16 protein-coding genes are annotated in these 17,816 nt (G+C 49.0%); 5 read left to right on the forward strand and 11 right to left on the reverse strand.

Annotated features, from left to right (window positions below; all coding sequences use genetic code 11):
• Positions 1-5: 5 nt before the first annotated feature.
• Positions 6-530, reverse strand: coding sequence for an RNA pyrophosphohydrolase (gene rppH / locus D515_RS17415; protein ID WP_002540369.1), 525 nt, complete (start codon positions 528-530; stop codon positions 6-8).
• Positions 531-1,131: 601 nt separating this feature from the next.
• Between rppH and mutH the strand changes: the two genes are divergently transcribed.
• Positions 1,132-1,815 carry a DNA mismatch repair endonuclease MutH gene (gene mutH / locus D515_RS17420; RefSeq protein WP_039850266.1) on the forward strand — a complete coding sequence of 228 codons (684 nt, stop codon included), beginning with the start codon at positions 1,132-1,134 and terminating at the stop codon, positions 1,813-1,815.
• An 18-nt stretch (positions 1,816-1,833) separates the two neighbouring features.
• On the opposite strand, the gene D515_RS17425 is transcribed toward mutH, so the two are convergent.
• A complete protein-coding gene (locus D515_RS17425; protein ID WP_002540372.1) occupies positions 1,834-2,133 on the reverse strand; it encodes a DUF6482 family protein in 300 nt (99 codons plus the stop codon).
• A 256-nt stretch (positions 2,134-2,389) separates the two neighbouring features.
• Here D515_RS17425 and D515_RS17430 point away from each other — a divergent pair, with 256 nt between their 5' ends.
• Complete coding sequence (locus D515_RS17430) at positions 2,390-3,424, forward strand: NADP(H)-dependent aldo-keto reductase (RefSeq protein WP_002540373.1); 1,035 nt, start codon at positions 2,390-2,392, stop codon at positions 3,422-3,424.
• Positions 3,425-3,531: 107 nt separating this feature from the next.
• Here D515_RS17430 and D515_RS17435 read toward each other — a convergent pair whose 3' ends face one another.
• Positions 3,532-3,783: a hypothetical protein gene (locus tag D515_RS17435; RefSeq protein ID WP_002540375.1), complete on the reverse strand. Its 252-nt coding sequence runs from the start codon at positions 3,781-3,783 to the stop codon at positions 3,532-3,534.
• 574 nt (positions 3,784-4,357) lie between these two features.
• On the opposite strand from D515_RS17435, the gene D515_RS17440 reads away from it, so the two are divergent.
• Positions 4,358-4,786 (forward strand): PACE efflux transporter, encoded by a 429-nt coding sequence (locus D515_RS17440; protein WP_002540377.1) that lies wholly within the window; start codon positions 4,358-4,360, stop codon positions 4,784-4,786.
• A gap of 56 nt (positions 4,787-4,842) precedes the next feature.
• On the opposite strand, the gene D515_RS17445 is transcribed toward D515_RS17440, so the two are convergent.
• From D515_RS17445 to xerD, 7 genes are all read right to left on the reverse strand, one after another.
• Entirely contained in the window at positions 4,843-6,177 is a 1,335-nt protein-coding gene (locus D515_RS17445) for a sigma-54-dependent transcriptional regulator (protein WP_002540379.1), read from the reverse strand.
• 414 nt (positions 6,178-6,591) lie between these two features.
• Positions 6,592-7,998 (reverse strand): amidohydrolase, encoded by a 1,407-nt coding sequence (locus tag D515_RS17450; RefSeq protein WP_002540381.1) that lies wholly within the window; start codon positions 7,996-7,998, stop codon positions 6,592-6,594.
• A 199-nt stretch (positions 7,999-8,197) separates the two neighbouring features.
• Complete coding sequence (gene lysS / locus D515_RS17455; RefSeq protein WP_002540382.1) at positions 8,198-9,712, reverse strand: lysine--tRNA ligase; 1,515 nt, start codon at positions 9,710-9,712, stop codon at positions 8,198-8,200.
• A gap of 27 nt (positions 9,713-9,739) precedes the next feature.
• A protein-coding gene (gene prfB / locus D515_RS17460; RefSeq protein ID WP_152442392.1) for a peptide chain release factor 2 occupies positions 9,740-10,838 on the reverse strand; the annotation gives its coding sequence in 2 pieces (ribosomal slippage) (positions 9,740-10,762 and positions 10,764-10,838; 1,098 coding nt in all).
• A 227-nt stretch (positions 10,839-11,065) separates the two neighbouring features.
• Entirely contained in the window at positions 11,066-12,793 is a 1,728-nt protein-coding gene (gene recJ / locus D515_RS17465; protein WP_002540385.1) for a single-stranded-DNA-specific exonuclease RecJ, read from the reverse strand.
• A gap of 163 nt (positions 12,794-12,956) precedes the next feature.
• Positions 12,957-13,697, reverse strand: a complete 741-nt coding sequence (gene dsbC, locus D515_RS17470; RefSeq protein WP_002540386.1) for a bifunctional protein-disulfide isomerase/oxidoreductase DsbC — start codon at positions 13,695-13,697, stop codon at positions 12,957-12,959.
• Positions 13,698-13,804: 107 nt separating this feature from the next.
• On the reverse strand, positions 13,805-14,701 hold the full coding sequence (gene xerD, locus D515_RS17475) for a site-specific tyrosine recombinase XerD (RefSeq protein WP_002540388.1): 897 nt from the start codon (positions 14,699-14,701) through the stop codon (positions 13,805-13,807).
• 183 nt (positions 14,702-14,884) lie between these two features.
• On the opposite strand from xerD, the gene fldB reads away from it, so the two are divergent.
• Positions 14,885-15,403 (forward strand): flavodoxin FldB, encoded by a 519-nt coding sequence (gene fldB / locus D515_RS17480; protein ID WP_002540390.1) that lies wholly within the window; start codon positions 14,885-14,887, stop codon positions 15,401-15,403.
• Positions 15,404-15,480: 77 nt separating this feature from the next.
• On the opposite strand, the gene brnQ is transcribed toward fldB, so the two are convergent.
• Positions 15,481-16,785 (reverse strand): branched-chain amino acid transport system II carrier protein, encoded by a 1,305-nt coding sequence (gene brnQ, locus D515_RS17485; protein ID WP_082804422.1) that lies wholly within the window; start codon positions 16,783-16,785, stop codon positions 15,481-15,483.
• 279 nt (positions 16,786-17,064) lie between these two features.
• On the opposite strand from brnQ, the gene D515_RS17490 reads away from it, so the two are divergent.
• Positions 17,065-17,799, forward strand: coding sequence for a tRNA1(Val) (adenine(37)-N6)-methyltransferase (locus tag D515_RS17490; protein ID WP_002540393.1), 735 nt, complete (start codon positions 17,065-17,067; stop codon positions 17,797-17,799).
• Positions 17,800-17,816 lie beyond the last annotated feature (17 nt).

The raw sequence follows: 17,816 nt of genomic DNA on the forward strand, positions 1-17,816 counted from the left end.
CATCCTTAGTTCTTTGCTGTGCCCCGCTTACCTTTTCGTTTGGTCTTTCTTTCGCGAAAAGGCATCGCCATTGGCGCAAACTCTTTCATCGCGCGTCGGTAAACTTCGCGTTTAAACGACACCACTTGCCTCACAGGGTACCAATAACTGACCCAACGCCAGCCATCAAATTCCGGTGTCCCCCCGCGCTGCATGTTCACCTTTGACTCGTCACATTCCAGCTTCAGCAAAAACCACTTTTGCTTCTGACCGATACACACTGGCTTGGAATCCCAGCGAACCAGACGTTTAGGTAATTTATAGCGTAACCAATGACGACTGGTAGCCAGAATTCTTACGTCTTTCTTCGTGAGCCCTACTTCCTCGTATAACTCACGGTACATGGCCTGTTCAGGTGTTTCACCGTCATCAATACCACCTTGTGGAAATTGCCAGGAGTGTTGTCCGTATCGACGAGCCCAGAGAACTTGACCGTGGCTGTTACAAATAACTATCCCCACATTGGGACGGTAGCCATCGCCATCTATCACTGGACGACCTCAAATATAAATCTCTATTACCAGTGATTTTTTCACACTATGTGCACAGTGGTAAACAAACATTGTGTATGAGACGCATTTTTTGGGGGCTTCAACCGCCTTTATGGATAAATCCCCGGTCACCACTAAGTTATAAACAATCCGGTGAGACTAAGCGCACATTTATTCACGCTTTCTGTGGATACATTTGTGCAGAACAGACTTTAAACGGGACAAAAGTGTCTCTTTGACCGATATGAAAAGTGTCCACACAAGCGGGAAATTTAAATTATATCTATATATTTCATACACATAATTAAATTTAGGTTCATATTCCCAAGCAAAATCGGAGGACAAAAACAGAACGATCTTAAAGTGGTCAAAGATCCATCAAAGTAAGACTTACCCACACAACTCGCTCACTTTCCAATCAGAATGATCCAAAAGCCGCCTATTTATGTGACCAAAACCACTGTATAAGCATCCATGATCCATTTTTACACCTCCGACACTTAGATCGTTGTGGATAACTCCGTAAGGGTGCAAAAATTAGTGGATCCATTATGGTGAGGCTGATAGCGTTCACTGCAGACAACTAAGACACCGAGGCATGATGATCCCCGCACCCAATTCAGAAGCTGAACTCCTTGAACGCGCCTTTGCTTTGGCGGGCTTTACGCTCGGTGAACTGGCCGAACAACATGGACTGGAATGCCCCGTAGATCTGCGCCGAGAAAAGGGCTGGGTAGGCATGTTGCTTGAGACCTGTCTGGGTGCGACTGCAGGCAGCAAGCCCGAGCAGGATTTTCAGGAATTAGGGATCGAGCTGAAATCCATCCCTATCAGCCATACAGGAAAACCATTGGAAACCACTTTTGTCTGTGTCGCGCCACTGACTGGTGTTCAGGGGTTGACCTGGGAAAACAGTCATATCCGCAACAAGCTATCAAAAGTGCTTTGGATCCCGGTTGAAGGTGGAAGGGAAATTCCGGTTTGCGAGCGTCATGTAGGTATGCCGTTATTATGGAAGCCTTCAGAAGATGAAGAGTCGCAGCTAAAAGCGGATTGGGAAGAATTGATGGAGTTTATCGTGCTGGGAAAAGTGCATGAAATCAGTGCCAGACACGGTGAGTTCTTACAGCTTCGCCCTAAAGCGGCAAACAGCAAAGTCAAAACTGAAGCCTATGGCGCTAAAGGTCAACCCATCAAAACCTTGCCCCGTGGCTTTTATCTTCGCACTCAGTTCACGGGCAAGATACTCGCCCGCCACTTTATGCTGCCGGAAAGCGAAAGTTAGCTCTAGGGTCTGTCGACCTTAAAGCGTAATTTCCATGTCCTCATTGCAGGAAGTATCCGCGGGCCCAAACTCATCATAAGGATCCAGCAGACGTAACGTTGCTTTTTTCACTCCCACTTTGCGAAGCTTCTCTGACACCTGTTCCATGTTGTCAAAATGCATCACTTCATCCGTATTGTCGTCTTTCAGTGGCTCCAGCTTGTGCCTGACTTCCACTTCCACCACATACTGTGCACCACCTGCATGTGCAATCACATAGCAATGGGGAACGTTGTCCGGGTGAGCCTGTATCCAGCTCTTCAATTGCTTTAATTTCATTTCGTTACCCGCATTGTTAATCGAATGTTAATTCTAGTATAAGGACTCAGGATAGTGTGTGTGGTTTAAAACTGATAATTCTGATCGCTCCCACGGAATCCATTTGCGACATCTCAAAACCTTCATCCGGATCTACACCAAGTCCCCCACTTTTTCGCTTGTACCGACAAGAAAACTTTCTAAGATGGAAGGTAAACCCCGCACATCTCGAAAACGTGTTTCTCGTCGTCCATGAGATGCAGCCCAAGGAGAAAGGATGCAATACCACACTCTTCCCCATACCAATCTGGAAGTCAGTAAGATTTGTCTTGGTACTATGACCTTTGGTCAACAGAACACAGAAGCAGATGCTCATCAGCAGCTGGACTTCGCACTCGACCATGGCGTGAACTTTATTGATACCGCGGAAATGTATGCGGTGCCACCGAACCCAGAAACACAGGGGCTGACAGAGCAATATATTGGCACCTGGCTGCAAAGATCGGGTAAACGCGACAAGGTGATTATCGCCACCAAGGTCGCAGGTCCTCGCGGCGTGCCGTACATTCGTGAAAACATGTCACTGGATAGACGCAATCTCCGTCAGGCTGTCAACGACAGTCTCGCCCGTTTGCAGACCGATTACATCGACCTTTATCAGGTTCACTGGCCCCAGCGCCATGTGAACAGCTTTGGTCAATTGAACTACGACCATCAGGACGAAAACTCAGGCGTCACCCTGCTGGATACTCTGGATGCGCTCGCCGAACTGGTGCGCGAAGGCAAAATCCGTCACATCGGCGTCTCGAACGAAACGCCATGGGGCGTGATGAGCTATCTTCGTTTGGCAGAAAAGCATAGCTTGCCGCGTATTGTGTCAATCCAGAACCCGTATAATCTGCTCAACCGCAGCTTCGAAGTGGGTCTGTCAGAGATCAGTCATCAGGAAGGCGTCGAGCTACTAGCTTACTCACCGCTCGCGTTTGGTGTGTTGAGCGGAAAATACCTCAATGGCGCTAAACCAGAAGGAGCACGCTGCACCCGCTGGGAGCGTTTCGCCCGATACTTCACCGAGCAAGGGCAGGCAGCAACGCAGGCTTATGTTGATCTTGCTAAAGAATTCGCCATTGACCCAACACAGATGGCACTGGCTTACGTCAATACCCGCTCCTTTGTCGCCAGTAATATCATCGGCGCCACCACGCTTGAGCAACTCAAAACCAACATCGATTCCATAGACGTTGAATTGCCGGAAGAATTGCTGAAGCGCATTGAAAAGATTGGCCAGCAGTACTCCAATCCTTGTCCATAGCGCTTATTGACCTTGGGTTTTCAAATAGAAAAAGCGCCGTAAGGCGCTTTTTTATTATGTGATTATAGGGAATTCGGGAGTCACCTAGGATAGTGACTCCCTTCTGATTACGTTGTCAGGTTCAACCTTAACTTTCTGCGCATTCGTGCCACTTCGCGTTGGGCTTTAAATTTAGGTGCAACGGTGTGACCGATAGATAAGCCATCTTTCTCGAAACCAATATCTCGCATTAGATGCTCTGACAAAGGCTCGCCAACATAGCGAATTCGGCGATGGGCTTTTCTCCAGGCTGACTCTTCACGTTTAATATCCATACGGACGAAAAACACGGCCAGGCGCAGGTACATAGATTGGTTCATGACGGACTCCTTGTTGAGTTTCAGGAGGCCTTGGATAGATTGCGGGAGAGGGATCTTAACTAGGAAGTGTCGCTCAGAGCCGCAGTCATATCCGCGGCCCATTTGCTAAAATGGTGCGGATTAGTGTACAGGTTTTCGCATATCTGCGCACAGATGGGTGGCGCAAGTCATGACGGATGTAAACAGTTGATTTGTCATCTTATTGCCTCCTTTCTGCGTAAACCTGCGGAGTATTCCGCACTTGTAAATTCACTGTTAATACTAATGATTTAGATCAATATATCAATGCGTTATTTGATATAACCATGAATTCAGTGGCATGTGCTTTATTAAACAATTTGAGTAAAGTTTCACCATATTCTGTTCGAGGTTTTGCCTATTTAAAAGGACATATTGCTTTTCACTAGCCAATTTTAAAATCAATCGCTCCGATAATCGTACTCCCGCAAATCATCAAACTGTTACAAACCCGAATAAAGAACATCCAAAATCCATCCCTTTTACGGATAGTAATTAACTATGTTCAATCTTATTAGTGGATATCATGCTGGCATTGATTGAGAGGTAACACACCATGAGAACTGCAGCAGACCGTATTCGACACGCCATCGCCTTCGAGGTGATAGGCCTTATCCTCATTGTAAGCATTCTGTCCCTGTTTGGTTTTGATGCCGCACACACAGGTGTGTTGGGTGTGGCTTTTTCCATTCTGGCGACAGGTTGGAACTACATTTATAACCTGTGGTTTGACAAAGCTATGGTGAAAATGACCGGCAGGACCGAGAAGAAACAAAAGCATCGTATCCTTCATGCGGTACTGTTTGAGTTGGGACTGCTTTGGGTGACGCTGCCTGCTATTGCATGGTGGCTTAACATCAGCCTGTGGCAAGCTTTCCTGATGGACATTGGTCTGGTGGCCTTCTATCTGGTTTACGCATACGTCTACAATCTGGCGTACGATAAAGTGTTTCCTATTAATGAAGGGAAGCTAGTCACCCAGTAATCTAATAGACGAAAAAAACCGCCTAATAAGGCGGTTTTTTTATTTCAGCTAATTACTTAGCGGAAGCTACGCGGTGCAGGAATCAAGCTGTGCTTGTTCAGCAAACGGTACATAGTTGCACGTGACACACCCAGCTCTTTCGCTGCAGCAGACACCTGGCCATTGTTGCTTTCCAGCACAGCGAGCAGTGCATCACGCTCAGACTCTTCACGAATCTTACGCAGGCTTTGTTTGTAATCGCCCTGACGTGGCAGATCCAGATGCTCAGCTTCAATCACCAGATTATCCGCCAGCAGTACTGCACGTTTCACCTGGTTGATCAGCTCACGTACGTTACCTGGCCAGCTATAGTTGGTCAGGATCTTGTTCGCTTCTTCAGAGAAGGTGCGCGCCTGCGTGTTGTACTGACGTGCAAACTTCAACAGGAAGTGCTCAGCCAGCTCAGGAATGTCTGCACTTCGCTCTTTCAGTGAAGGCACAGAAATACGTAGAACATTGAGGCGGTAGAACAGATCTTCACGGAACTGACCTTCAGCAACCGCTTTTTCCAAATCCATGTGCGTCGCCGCAATCACACGAACGTCGATCTCTTTCGAGTATTTGTCGTCGTGCGTTTCTACCGTACCGTCCTGCAAAAGATGCAGAAGGTTTGCCTGAAGATTCAGAGGCAAATCACCAATTTCATCCAGGAACAGAGTGCCTTGGTGCGCTTGCTGCACTTTGCCTTCTGTCGTGCCATCACCAAACAGCTCGTTTTGAATAAGCTTCTCTGGTAGCGCGCTACATTTCACAGAAACGAACGGACCTTTCGCGCGGGTTGAAGCATTATGAATTGCCATACCCACCAGCTCTTTGCCGGTACCGCTTTCACCGTTGATCAGAACTGATACGTCAGTCGGTGCGACACGACGAACCTGATCACGCAGTTTCTTCATCACAGAGGTTTTACCCAGCAGTCCCATGTCACTGTGGTCGCCCAGTTGAGGCCATACGTGACGCTCAAGCTTCAGCATGCCCAGTTGGTGACCGATGGTGCTCATCAGTTGGCTATCTGGAATTGGAGAAGTGAAGTAGTCGATGCAGAAGCTCACAATGAACTGACAAATTGCATCATTGTTGAGTTGATCTTCGCGGATCAGCGCCAGCCAGCGAACCTGCTTGTTGCGGTTTACCAGTGATGCGACACCGTTGAGACTGAAATCATCGTGGCTGATATCCACAATACCAATGCAAGGACCAATGTCCTGAAGGAGAGATTGTGCTGCTCTGAGGTCATAACAGCGGTGACAACGCCAACCTGCTTGTTCCAGTGTTGCCAGCCAAGGTTCGTAAGTTCCGCCTACTACGACGAGTGAACTTGGAACCGCCTCAGATCTGAATTGCATACCCATAACGCCTGCCTTTAGTCATCCATTAACGACACGTGTTCAAAATGTTGTGAGTATCATTATATTTTGTAAGACAAGCAGGTCTGTCTCAATGTAGATACAAGGTAGCTCTCAAATCAGCACAGTTCCCAGATAAGACACTTTTGCTGTTCGATTTGCTGACAACATAGGCATCTAGTAGCTGACATATTTATCAGTATTATTAATAGGATAGACTATTCCATGATGCCCAAAAAAGCCATCAAAATGGCCAACATTTCAAACACTTCTCAATTTTGAGAAATTTAAAATTCTCTTTAAAATTTCTTAGATCATAGACTATGACCCGATTTATTGAGGCTATCTATCGATAGAGAAAGCAAAAAAACCGCGTCCAAGTGAGACGCGGTCTTTCATTTAAGGCAGGGCTTCGAGAAACTATCTCACTTCTTCGCCACTGGCGATGACGGTTTCTCTGACTTTGTCTGCAAACTGCAACGCTTCCTGGCGCACTTTGTCTTCATCCACCGTCAGTATGTCTCTCTCCTGCATCAGGAGCTGGCCATCAACGATGGCATGTTTCACGTTCGATGCATACGCGGAGTAAACCAAGGCTGAATAAGGATTGTACATTGGCACCATATTTGGCGCTTTCGTATCAATTACGATGATGTCTGCCAGCTTACCCGTTTCCAGAGAACCTATTTTGTCTTCCATGTGGAGAGCGCGTGCCGCCCCCATGGTTGCCATTTCGATAACCTTGATCGGAGGCATTGCTGCGCGATCTTTGTTCACCAGCTTGTGCACTTTAGCAACTTGGTTGAATTCATCCACTGTACTGAGTGTGTTACCTGACATTGGCCCGTCAGTGCCGAGACCAATTCGAAGACCATCATCAAACATCTTCAATGCCGGTGACACACCTTTGGCAGACTTGATGTTGGCACTCATGTTATGCGCGATGCCCACATCGTGCTTTTTCAGCAGCGCAATATCATGGTCATCGACATTAATCACGTGCGCGCCAACTAAGTTCGGTGTCAGCGCACCAATATCCGCCATGTATTCCACGGGAGACTTACCACCACTGCGCTCAGCAATCACTTCATTTTCACGTTCTGACTCTGCAAGATGGATCATCACCGGCACATCGTGCTCCAGCGAAAGCTTGGTGATTTTCTGCAGCACTTCGGTGGTATTGGTATAAGGTGCGTGTGGCGCGAAAGCTGGGGTAATACGAGGATGGTCTTTATATTCCTGAATAAAGTTCAAGGCGTATTGGATGCCTTCTTCCGCATTTGCGGCATCAGCAACTGGAAACTTAATGACGGTTTCCCCCAGAATCGCGCGCATACCAATCTTGTCGACGGTTTTCGCCACTTCATCTTCGAAATAGTACATATCGGCATAAGTGGTCACGCCGCCTTTCAGCATTTCCACATTACCCAGTTGCGCGCCGATACGTACCATATCTCTGCTCACCAACTGACTTTCTAATGGGAAAATATAGCGGTGCAGGCGATCTGGCACATCATCACCCAGTGAACGGAACACTGTCATTGAGGCATGAGTGTGGGTGTTGATCAATCCTGGCATCACAATGTCGCCATCCACATCCAAGACGGTTTTGGCCTGATAGGCTTCCGACAGACTCTCATCACCGACAGCCACAATTTTGTTGCCATCAACAGCCACCACACCATTATCGTAAACCGCTTTATCAGCGTTCATGGTCAATACGGTCGCGTCTTTAATTAACAGGTCGATATGTTCAACAGCAAACGCTGCCGATGAAGCCAACGTTGCCAGGGCAACACTGGCAGAAAGGAAGGATTTTTTTAGCATGGTTATCTTCAATAAAAGCAGCAAGGAATTGCGCGGGCATCATCCCTGCAGATGAATCAAACCGGAACTAAAACGTTAATTGCATCGCAATATTTGTGACATTGAGCAAACGTTTGCACACTAACATACGCACATAAAAAAACACTGGCATAAGCCAGTGTTTTTGGTGTCTCAGAGACGTCTCAGAAGTCAGTCAGATTTAGTCTTTCTTCTGGTTCTGTGGACGCATCGCCGGGAACAGAATCACGTCACGGATAGTGTGCGTGTTGGTAAACAGCATTGCCAGACGATCGATACCGATACCCTGACCCGCTGTTGGTGGCAGACCATGTTCCAGTGCAGTGATGTAGTCTGCATCGTAGAACATTGCTTCGTCGTCACCTGCGTCTTTCGCATCAACCTGCGCTTTAAAACGAGCGTCCTGATCTTCTGCGTCGTTCAGCTCCGAGAAGCCGTTCGCCACTTCACGGCCACCGATGAAGAACTCAAAGCGGTCTGTAAAGAACGGATTGTCATCGCTACGGCGCGCCAGCGGAGAGATATCTGCCGGGTAGCCAGTGATGAAGGTTGGCTGGATCAGTTTAGGTTCTGCGGTTTCACCGAAGATTTCTTCCAGAAGCTGACCACAAGTCCAGAATTTCTCAACGTAGATCTCCAGAGACTTCGCGATAGCCACCAGCTTCTCACGATCCTGAACATCTTCCACTGTCAGTGCTTGGATATCAGCATGCTCTGGGTTGTAGTGCTTGATCGCTTCCAGCATGGTCATACGTGCGTATTTACCACCGAATTCCACGGTGTAATCGCCGTAAGGCATAGAGGTTTCACCCAGAACTTCAACGGCTACGGTACGCAGCATGTCTTCAGTCAGGTCGATCAGGTCGTTGTAATCTGCGTACGCCATGTAGAACTCAATCATGGTGAATTCTGGGTTGTGGCGTGGAGACAGGCCTTCGTTACGGAAGTTACGGTTGATTTCGAATACGCGCTCGAAACCACCCACAACCAGACGCTTCAGGTAAAGCTCAGGCGCGATGCGCAGGAACATTTCCTGATCCAGTGCGTTGTGGTGCGTGATAAACGGACGTGCAGAAGCACCACCCGGGATCACTTGCATCATTGGCGTTTCCACTTCCATGAAGTCTTTTGACTCCATGTAACGGCGGATCGCAGAAATCAGCTTAGAGCGTACCTTGAATGCGTTGCGCGAATCTTCGTTCACGATCAGGTCAACGTAACGCTGACGGTAACGCATTTCCTGATCAGTCAGACCGTGGAATTTCTCTGGCAGAGGACGCAGTGCTTTAGTCAGCAGTTGGTACTCTTCCATGTTCACGTACAGGTCGCCTTTGCCAGACTTATGCAGTGCGCCTTTCACACCGATGATGTCACCGATATCCAGACCTTGATATTGCTCTTTCAGCACGTTCTGAACGTCTTTCGCTGCGTACGCCTGAATGCGACCGCTCACGTCCTGAAGTGCCAAGAAAGGACCACGCTTTGCCATCACACGGCCAGCAACGCTGACTTTATGATCCAATGCTTCCAGCTCTTCCTTGCTCTTTTCGCCAAACTCAGCCTGAAGATCAGCCGCTTTGTGCTCACGGCGGAATTCATTTGGGTGGCCGTTTGCATTGCAGCTTTGACGAATGTGGTTCAGTTTTGCACGACGCTCCGCGATCAGCTTGTTTTCGTCTTGTAACTGGTCAGTCATAGTGAACCTTTGAATTAACTTAAAAAATTACAAACCAGATTTCAGGCTGGCTTCAATAAACTTGTCGAGATCACCGTCAAGCACCGCTTGGGTGTTACGGTTTTCGATACCGGTACGCAGGTCTTTAATGCGTGAGTCATCCAGAACGTAAGAGCGGATCTGGCTACCCCAACCGATGTCAGACTTCGCTGCTTCATTCGCCTGTTTCTCTGCGTTCTGCTTTTGCAGTTCCAGTTCAAACAGTTTTGCGCGAAGCTGCTTCATCGCCTGATCTTTGTTCTTGTGCTGGCTTCGGTCATTCTGGCACTGCACCACGGTGTTGGTTGGTACGTGTGTGATACGTACCGCTGATTCGGTGGTGTTAACGTGCTGACCGCCCGCGCCTGACGCACGGTAAACGTCGATACGCAGATCAGACGGGTTGATATCGATGTCGATATTTTCGTCCACTTCCGGGTAAATAAACGCAGAAGAGAACGAGGTGTGACGACGACCGCCTGAATCGAACGGAGACTTACGAACCAGACGGTGAACACCGGTTTCGGTACGCAGCCAGCCGTAAGCGTATTCGCCGCTGATACGAACGGTTGCTGATTTCAATCCAGCCACATCACCTTCAGACACTTCAATCACTTCGGTCTTGAAGCCTTTTGCGTCAGCCCAACGCAGGTACATGCGCAGCATCATGGATGTCCAGTCTTGCGCTTCAGTACCGCCTGAACCTGCTTGCAGGTCGATATAACAATCAGAACCGTCGTGATCGCCAGAGAACATGCGGCGGAATTCCAGCTTCGACAGCTTCTCTTCCAGATCGCTCAGCTCCGGCTCGATTTCATCGAACGTATCCTGATCGTTTTCTTCTACTGCCAGTTCCAGCAGTTCGGTGATGTACTCGCCACCCTGATCAAGCTGGTCGATAGTTTCTACTACCGCTTCCAGCGACGCGCGTTCACGACCCAGCGCTTGGGCACGCTCAGGTTCGTTCCACACATCAGGTTGTTCGAGTTCGGCATTAACTTCTTCTAGACGCTCTTTCTTGGCGTCATAGTCAAAGATACCCCCTAAGGACATTTGCACGCTCGGCAATGTCCGCTAGGCGGTTTTTGATTGGATTGATTTCAAACATGGTCACTTTTCTATGTTCGGAATGAGTTTTAACCGCCGAATTCTACAGAATTGCGGACGGAATATACAGAGTGTGATGGGGATCAAAGGAGAAATTTTCGGAGAAAAATGAGAGAAAAGGCTAAAGGTCCTGGGTCCTACAGTATTTGAACTGTTTAGCAGAGCCTCTGGCTCTTGCTCCTCCTAGGACCTTCTTTTCCTAGGACCCTAGGACCTACTCTTCCTTACCTAAACCGCCGCCATATGCTCAACCATCAACTGCACCGTACGGTTGCCACGGAACTCGTTCACATCGAGGCGATATGCGACCTCGACCATTTGCACAGAGGGATCCGGCCAGCGTCGCAAGTCAATGTTGAAGGCGATGGCGTCCACCATTTGTCCGCCCATGACTGGTTCCAACATCATTTTCAGGTGTTTCCCGCCCACCAGCTTTTGATGCAGCAGCTTGAACTTGCCATCAAACAGTGGCTCAGGAAAGCCTTGCCCCCAAGGACCACCAGAACGCAGCGTTTCAGCCACATCCAAATTGATCTCATTGGAAAGGAGTTCACCGTCTGAAAGCAGTACACCTTTCAACTCTTCTTCGCTGATGGTGTTTTTTACCGCTTCGTCGAACAGTTTCGAGAAACGTTCAAAGTCCGCTTCGGCGATGGTCAGACCCGCTGCCATGGCGTGACCGCCAAACTTTTTAATCAGGCCCGGGTTTTGCGTATCAATCACATCCAGGGTGTCACGCATATGCAGCCCCTGAATCGAACGTGCTGAGCCTTTGATAGTGCCTTCACCACCATCAGCGAAGGCAATCACAGGGCGGTGGAATTTGTCTTTAATGCGTGATGCGAGGATACCAATCACACCCTGATGCCATTCGCGCTGGAACAGTGCAAGGCCGCAAGGCAGACTGCTGCCTTCACCAAATTGAAGACGCTCACAAATCGCCATCGCTTCTTCTTTCATGCCCTGCTCGATTTCCTTACGGCTTTGGTTCAGGGCATCCAGCTCACTTGCCATCTGGCGCGCGGCTTGAAGGTTTTGACACAGTAAAAGCTCAATACCAAATGACATATCATCCAAGCGGCCTGCAGCATTAATGCGTGGCCCCAAGGCAAAGCCGAAATCACTCGCCACCAGCGTCGTCATATTGCGGTTCGCTACTTCAATCAAAGCCTGAATACCCGGACGACATTTCCCCGCGCGGATTCGCATCAAACCCTGATGCACCAAAATGCGGTTGTTGGTGTCCAGCGATACCACATCGGCCACTGTACCCAATGCGACCAAGTCCAACAGTTCCGCCAAGTTCGGTTCAGCGATACCACGCTGGGCAAACCAGCCGTTATCGCGAAGATGAGCACGCAGTGCCAACATCAGATAAAACGCCACGCCGACGCCTGCGAGCGATTTGGACGGAAAGCCACACTCGTTGAGGTTCGGGTTCACCATGGCATCAGCATCCGGCAGCACTTCGCCCGGTAAGTGGTGGTCGGTCACGACGACTTGAATATCGCGGGCTTTGGCTGCTGCAACCCCTTCAATCGAAGACACACCGTTATCCACGGTCATGATAAGCTCCGCGCCTTTGGCTGCAGCTTGCTCTACCACGTCTGGGCTCAAGCCATAACCATCGTCAAAACGGTTCGGCACTAGGTAATCAACGTTGGTGCAGCCCATCATGCGAAATGCCGTCACAGAAAGGGCTGAGCTTGTTGCGCCATCGGCATCAAAGTCGCCCACCACGATAATGCGTCGCCCTTCTGCCATTGCAGCTGCCAGCAATTCTACGGCGCGTTCAATGCCATGTAGTTCGTTGTAATTCAGCAGCCCGCGAGCACTGCGCTCCAGTTCACCTTCAGAGGTGATGCCACGGTTGGCGTAAATACGCTGGAGCAATGGCGGAATTGAAGCAGGAAAAGCAGCATCCTGTGCCGCATGACGACGTTTAATTTCAATCATGGAGAGAACCTGTGAGTCATCGCTTATACCGATGAGCATTAAGAATGCGGATTGAGCCTCCATTTTAGCGAGTGGTTTTCAAAGCGGAAGACTTTGGAACTGAATGCTGTGAAGACAGAAAGAAAAAAGCGCCATCAAGTCGGCGCTTTTTGAGAAGAAATATTTAACCTTTGAATTTCTGTTCAAGATTCTGCAGCAAACCCTTTGCAGGGAGATAACCGCCCAAAAGCGTGCCATCTTCAAGCATAATGGCAGGTGTACCCGTCACACCCATTGCGTTGCCCAATGCCATATGGCGACGGACAAGATCCGTGCACTGTTTGCTTTCTTCATTGAAGTTGCGCGCTTTTGCCAGGTTCATTGCGTCCACTTTGTCATCTGCACACCAAATGGCACTCATTTGGCCGATGTTTGGGGAGCGTTCACCCGAGCGAGGGAATGCCAGATAGCGAACGGTAATTCCCAGATCATTGTATTCCTTCATTTCACTGTGGAGCTTCATGCAGTAACCACAAGTGGTATCTGTAAATACGTTAACCACGTATTTCTCGTCTTTCGCCGGATAGACGATCAGTTCTTTCTCAACATCCGCTTCTTCAAACAGCTTTTTATTACGCTTCGCCTGAGTGATTTCAGTCAGGTTGATAGATTCCGTTGGCGTTGTATGGAAAAGCTGGCCATAGATAAAGTAAGAGCCATCTTTATTGGCGTAAACTACGCCGCCATTCGTCACGACTTCATAGAGACCCTCAACCGGTGCTTTTTCAATAGTTTCAACATTCAGACGGTATTTCGCCAATACATCAGCAATTGCCGCTTTGTCTGCGCCTTCCGCAGCCTGTGTGCCGAATGACAACATGGCAGAGGCAATCAAAGCACGCGCCATCAGTTGTTTTAAATTCATAGTGTTCAGATCCTGAAAATGGGTTTGCGGGCAAACTGTCACTCACTCAGACCGGACAGAAACGAAAAAAATCCCAAGTGAGGTAAAAAAACACCCGTTCGGCTGCATTATGCCCGAGGATGGTGCTCCTGATGCAACTGTTTTAGTCGCTCAGTCGCGACGTGAGTATAAATTTGCGTGGTCGACAGGTCACTGTGCCCCAACAACATTTGCACCACTCGTAAATCTGCACCGTGGTTCAGCAAGTGCGTTGCAAAAGCATGGCGCAAAACGTGTGGCGAAAGCATGTCACCATCAATGCCTGCGAGCGCCGCATAAAACTTGATACGGTGCCAGAAAGTCTGACGGGTCATCATACGGGCGCGGCGGCTAGGGAAAAACACATCCGAACTTTGCTCACCGAGCAATGCCGGGCGGCTGTGCGCCATATATCGCTCCAGCCAGTCGATTGCTGCCTCTCCCATCGGCACCAGACGCTCTTTTCCACCTTTACCAATCACACGCACCACGCCCTGACGCAGGCTGACGTTTTCAGTGGTCAGGCTAATAAGTTCAGTCACGCGAAGACCTGTGGCGTACAGCAGCTCCATCATGGCTTTATCGCGAAGCTCGAGAGTGTCTTCCACATCGGGCGCATCAAGTAGCGCTTCTACCTGCTCTTCCGACAAATCTTTTGGCAGACGCTTAGGCAATTTGGGGCTGATCAATGTGGCCGTTGGGTCATCTTCACGCTGCTTTTCGCGGTAAAGGTATTGGAAAAGACGACGCATTGCAGAGAGCATACGGGCGCGGCTACTTTGCTTGTAATCCTGATCGAATAACCAATGCTGGTAATCCTGCAGTTTTGACGATGTAACCTTCACCAGAGCCACGCTGTCATTATCCAGCCACTGGCAAAGTTTGGTCAGATCGTTTCGATAAGAGGCCAGGGTGTTCTCAGATAAGCCCCGTTCCATCCACATAGCATCCAAAAACTGCTCTACCAACGCCGCGTTTTGTTCCACGATTCACTCACTTAAGTTCGATTGTTGCTTCTCTCAAACTACCTCACCCCCGTATGAATGCAAGGTTTACCCTGATTAAGCAAAACGATTGCAGCAAAATGCGCCAAATCCTCGTGGTTTACAGGGTGGAGATACAACGCCACGAGGAGTAGAATCCCCTCGACGCAACAGCAGGAAAAGCACATGAAAATAGGTTTGTTTTACGGCTCCACCACCTGTTACACCGAAATGGCGGCAGAGAAAATCCGCGATATTCTGGGTGACGATTTGGTGGATATTCACAACATCAAAGAAACGCCGGTTGACCAAATGAATCAGTACGATTTGCTGTTGCTGGGCATTTCTACATGGGACTTTGGTGAGTTGCAGGAAGACTGGGAAGCGGTGTGGTCACAACTTAATGGCCTGAACCTGCAAGGCAAAGTCGCCGCCCTTTTCGGTCTTGGCGATCAGGAAGGGTATGCCGAATGGTACCTTGATGCCATGGGCATGCTGCATGATGAGCTGTTGCCAACCGGCCTGAAGTTTATCGGCTACTGGCCAAATGAAGGTTATACCTTTGAAGCATCAAAAGCGCTGACCGAAGATGGTAAACAGTTTGTCGGACTGGCATTGGATGAAGACAGCCAATACGAGCTGAGTGATGAGCGCATCGCGACTTGGTGTGAGCAGGTGTTGATTGAGTTTCAGGAAACGCTCTAGTCCCAGATCCTCAGCCGCCTTTCAGACGTAAAAAACCACCGCATCCGGTGGTTTTTTTGTATTCCAATGACTTTGCTTTACGCGTGTGATGTTTCGTCTTTACGCTTACCCGCAAAGCTTACTGCAACCAGCGCAATTGCCGTTGGCAGCAGCCATGCCATGCCATAGTTAAACAGTGGCAGCACTTTCAGCGCTGACACATCAACGCCCGCAACTTTCGCTGCATCCAACAGTGCGAACACTAAAGACACACCCAGTACCACGCGGTATGCCAGTTGTGGGTTAGGCATAAAGCGGCGCAGGAACGTCAGAGCAATCAGCGCAATCGCAACCGGGTACAGTGCAAACAGTACAGGAACAGAAATGGCGATCAGCTGATTCAGGCCAACGTTCGCTACCACTGCACAAGCAATAGACAGGATAACGACCCATTGGCGGTAAGTGATTTTGGTTAGGGTGCTGAAGTAGTCAGAACACGCTGAAACCAGACCGATTACTGTCGTCAAACACGCCAGTACAATGATGGTCGACAGGATGATTTGACCAGCAGGGCCAAACAGCGCCAGTACGTAAGCTGACAGAATCGCACCACCGTTTGCCGCGCCTGGTGCCACACCCGTCGCTGTCGCGCCCAGATAGAACAGAGAAACGTAAACAAATGCCAGACCCGCGGCCGCAATCACACCTGCATAAATCAGGTACTGACAGGTTTTCGCCTGATCCGTCACGCCTTTCTTGCGGATTACATCAACAATCAACATACCGAACATTAGTGCGGCGAAGGTATCCATGGTGTTGTAACCTTCAAGGAAACCTGTCGTGAACGCCTGATCCACATACGCACCCTGCGCTGCCACGATATCGCCTTGTGGGTTCACCACAACCGCAATCGCCAGTACTGCCAGTGCCGCAAACAGCGCAGGCGTCAGCAACTTACCAATAGTGTCGATAAGCTTGCCCTGAGACAGGGAGAAGAACATCGCGATGGCAAAGAACACCACCGAGAAAAGCGACAACTCGAACTGACCCGGTGCATTCAGGAAAGGCTTAAAGCCCATCTCATAGGCCACCAAACCAGCACGTGGCGCTGCAAAAGCAGGACCAATAATGATGAAAATCAGCACTGCCATCAGTGTTGCGACTGACGCTGGCAGATCGCGGGTCAGGCCTTTCCAGCCGCCACCCGCCACGGCAACCGCGACGATACCAATAAGAGGAAGGCCTACAGCAGTGGTCAAAAAGCCCAGCATTGCAGAAAAGGTGTGTTCACCTGCCAGAAAGCCCGCCAGAGGAGGAAAGATGATATTTCCGGCCCCGAGGAAAAATGCAAAGGTCATAAACCCTAGCGCGAGTATATCGCTAACCTTTAAACTCTCTTTCACTTCGTAATACCTATGTGTGTTTGCTTAATAATTGTGTAATCAACCGGTTAGCCTTTTGGTTATTTTTACTGCGCAATACCGATTACGCAGAATAATGACGAAGTTTCACCACGCAGACAATAGAACATTAAAAAATAGATTATAAATCCATTTCTTAATCATTAATTGGCGTTTATAACCAACCATTAATCTTTAAGCGATAGAAGTTAAAGATCTTGACTGCAATAATCCATAACATAGCAGAAACATAATTATCTATTTTTTAAGCAATTGTCGACAATGGCAACAAGTAGAGTTCAAGAGGGTACCGTGAGTAAAGGCTTCAGATTCAAGCAATTTACTGTCGAAGATAAGGGCTGTGGCATGCCAGTCAGCACGGATGGCGTGCTGCTTGGCGCCTGGGCTGAAGCGGGAGAGTCTGATGAAGTGCTCGACATTGGCACGGGCTCTGGCTTACTGGCACTGATGATGGCGCAGCGATTTCCCGCAGTAAAAATCTCCGCGCTGGATATCGATGAGCACGCCGCCAACACAGCTAAATTCAATTCAGAACAATCTGCTTGGGCAGATCGGATAACTGTGCTGCATCAGGATATTGACGAGTGGGAAAACCCGTCGCAGTTCAATACTATTATCTGCAATCCCCCTTACTTTAACTCTGGCGAGCAAGCGGGCGATTCTCGGCGAGCCACTGCGCGCCACACCGATACCCTTTCTCACGACACCTTATTAAAAGTGATAAAGACTCGACTTTTACCCAACGGACAGGCGCATTTGATCTTACCTTCAGTGGAGGCTGATGCCTTGCTGGCTAAAGCCAAAGAGTATGGACTTTATTGCCAACGGCTGTTGAACGTACAGCCAACCGCCAACAAACCGGTGAGTCGAAAGTTGATGTCGCTATCGAATCAGGAAGAACATGGTTTAGATGCCAAAACCTTGGTGATCCAGGCGGCGGGAAGCTATACAAACGACTTTATTTCGCTCACAAGAGATTTTTACCTCAAGATGTGATGATCGTACTTGAATTA

Origin of the sequence: Grimontia indica (assembly GCF_000333895.2) — a bacterium.
Lineage (GTDB): Bacteria > Pseudomonadota > Gammaproteobacteria > Enterobacterales > Vibrionaceae > Enterovibrio > Enterovibrio indicus.

Excerpts from the sequence above, each read along its gene's own strand:
- D515_RS17425 (WP_002540372.1), bottom strand. The coding sequence starts at position 2,133 with ATGAAATTAAAGCAATTGAAGAGCTGGATACAGGCTCACCCGGACAAC.
- D515_RS17435 (WP_002540375.1), bottom strand. The coding sequence starts at position 3,783 with ATGAACCAATCTATGTACCTGCGCCTGGCCGTGTTTTTCGTCCGTATG.
- D515_RS17490 (WP_002540393.1), top strand. The coding sequence starts at position 17,065 with ATGGCAACAAGTAGAGTTCAAGAGGGTACCGTGAGTAAAGGCTTCAGA.
- dsbC (WP_002540386.1), bottom strand. The coding sequence starts at position 13,697 with ATGAATTTAAAACAACTGATGGCGCGTGCTTTGATTGCCTCTGCCATG.
- D515_RS17440 (WP_002540377.1), top strand. The coding sequence starts at position 4,358 with ATGAGAACTGCAGCAGACCGTATTCGACACGCCATCGCCTTCGAGGTG.
- mutH (WP_039850266.1), top strand. The coding sequence starts at position 1,132 with ATGATCCCCGCACCCAATTCAGAAGCTGAACTCCTTGAACGCGCCTTT.
- D515_RS17445 (WP_002540379.1), bottom strand. The coding sequence starts at position 6,177 with ATGGGTATGCAATTCAGATCTGAGGCGGTTCCAAGTTCACTCGTCGTA.
- D515_RS17450 (WP_002540381.1), bottom strand. The coding sequence starts at position 7,998 with ATGCTAAAAAAATCCTTCCTTTCTGCCAGTGTTGCCCTGGCAACGTTG.
- fldB (WP_002540390.1), top strand. The coding sequence starts at position 14,885 with ATGAAAATAGGTTTGTTTTACGGCTCCACCACCTGTTACACCGAAATG.
- recJ (WP_002540385.1), bottom strand. The coding sequence starts at position 12,793 with ATGATTGAAATTAAACGTCGTCATGCGGCACAGGATGCTGCTTTTCCT.
- D515_RS17430 (WP_002540373.1), top strand. The coding sequence starts at position 2,390 with ATGCAATACCACACTCTTCCCCATACCAATCTGGAAGTCAGTAAGATT.
- lysS (WP_002540382.1), bottom strand. The coding sequence starts at position 9,712 with ATGACTGACCAGTTACAAGACGAAAACAAGCTGATCGCGGAGCGTCGT.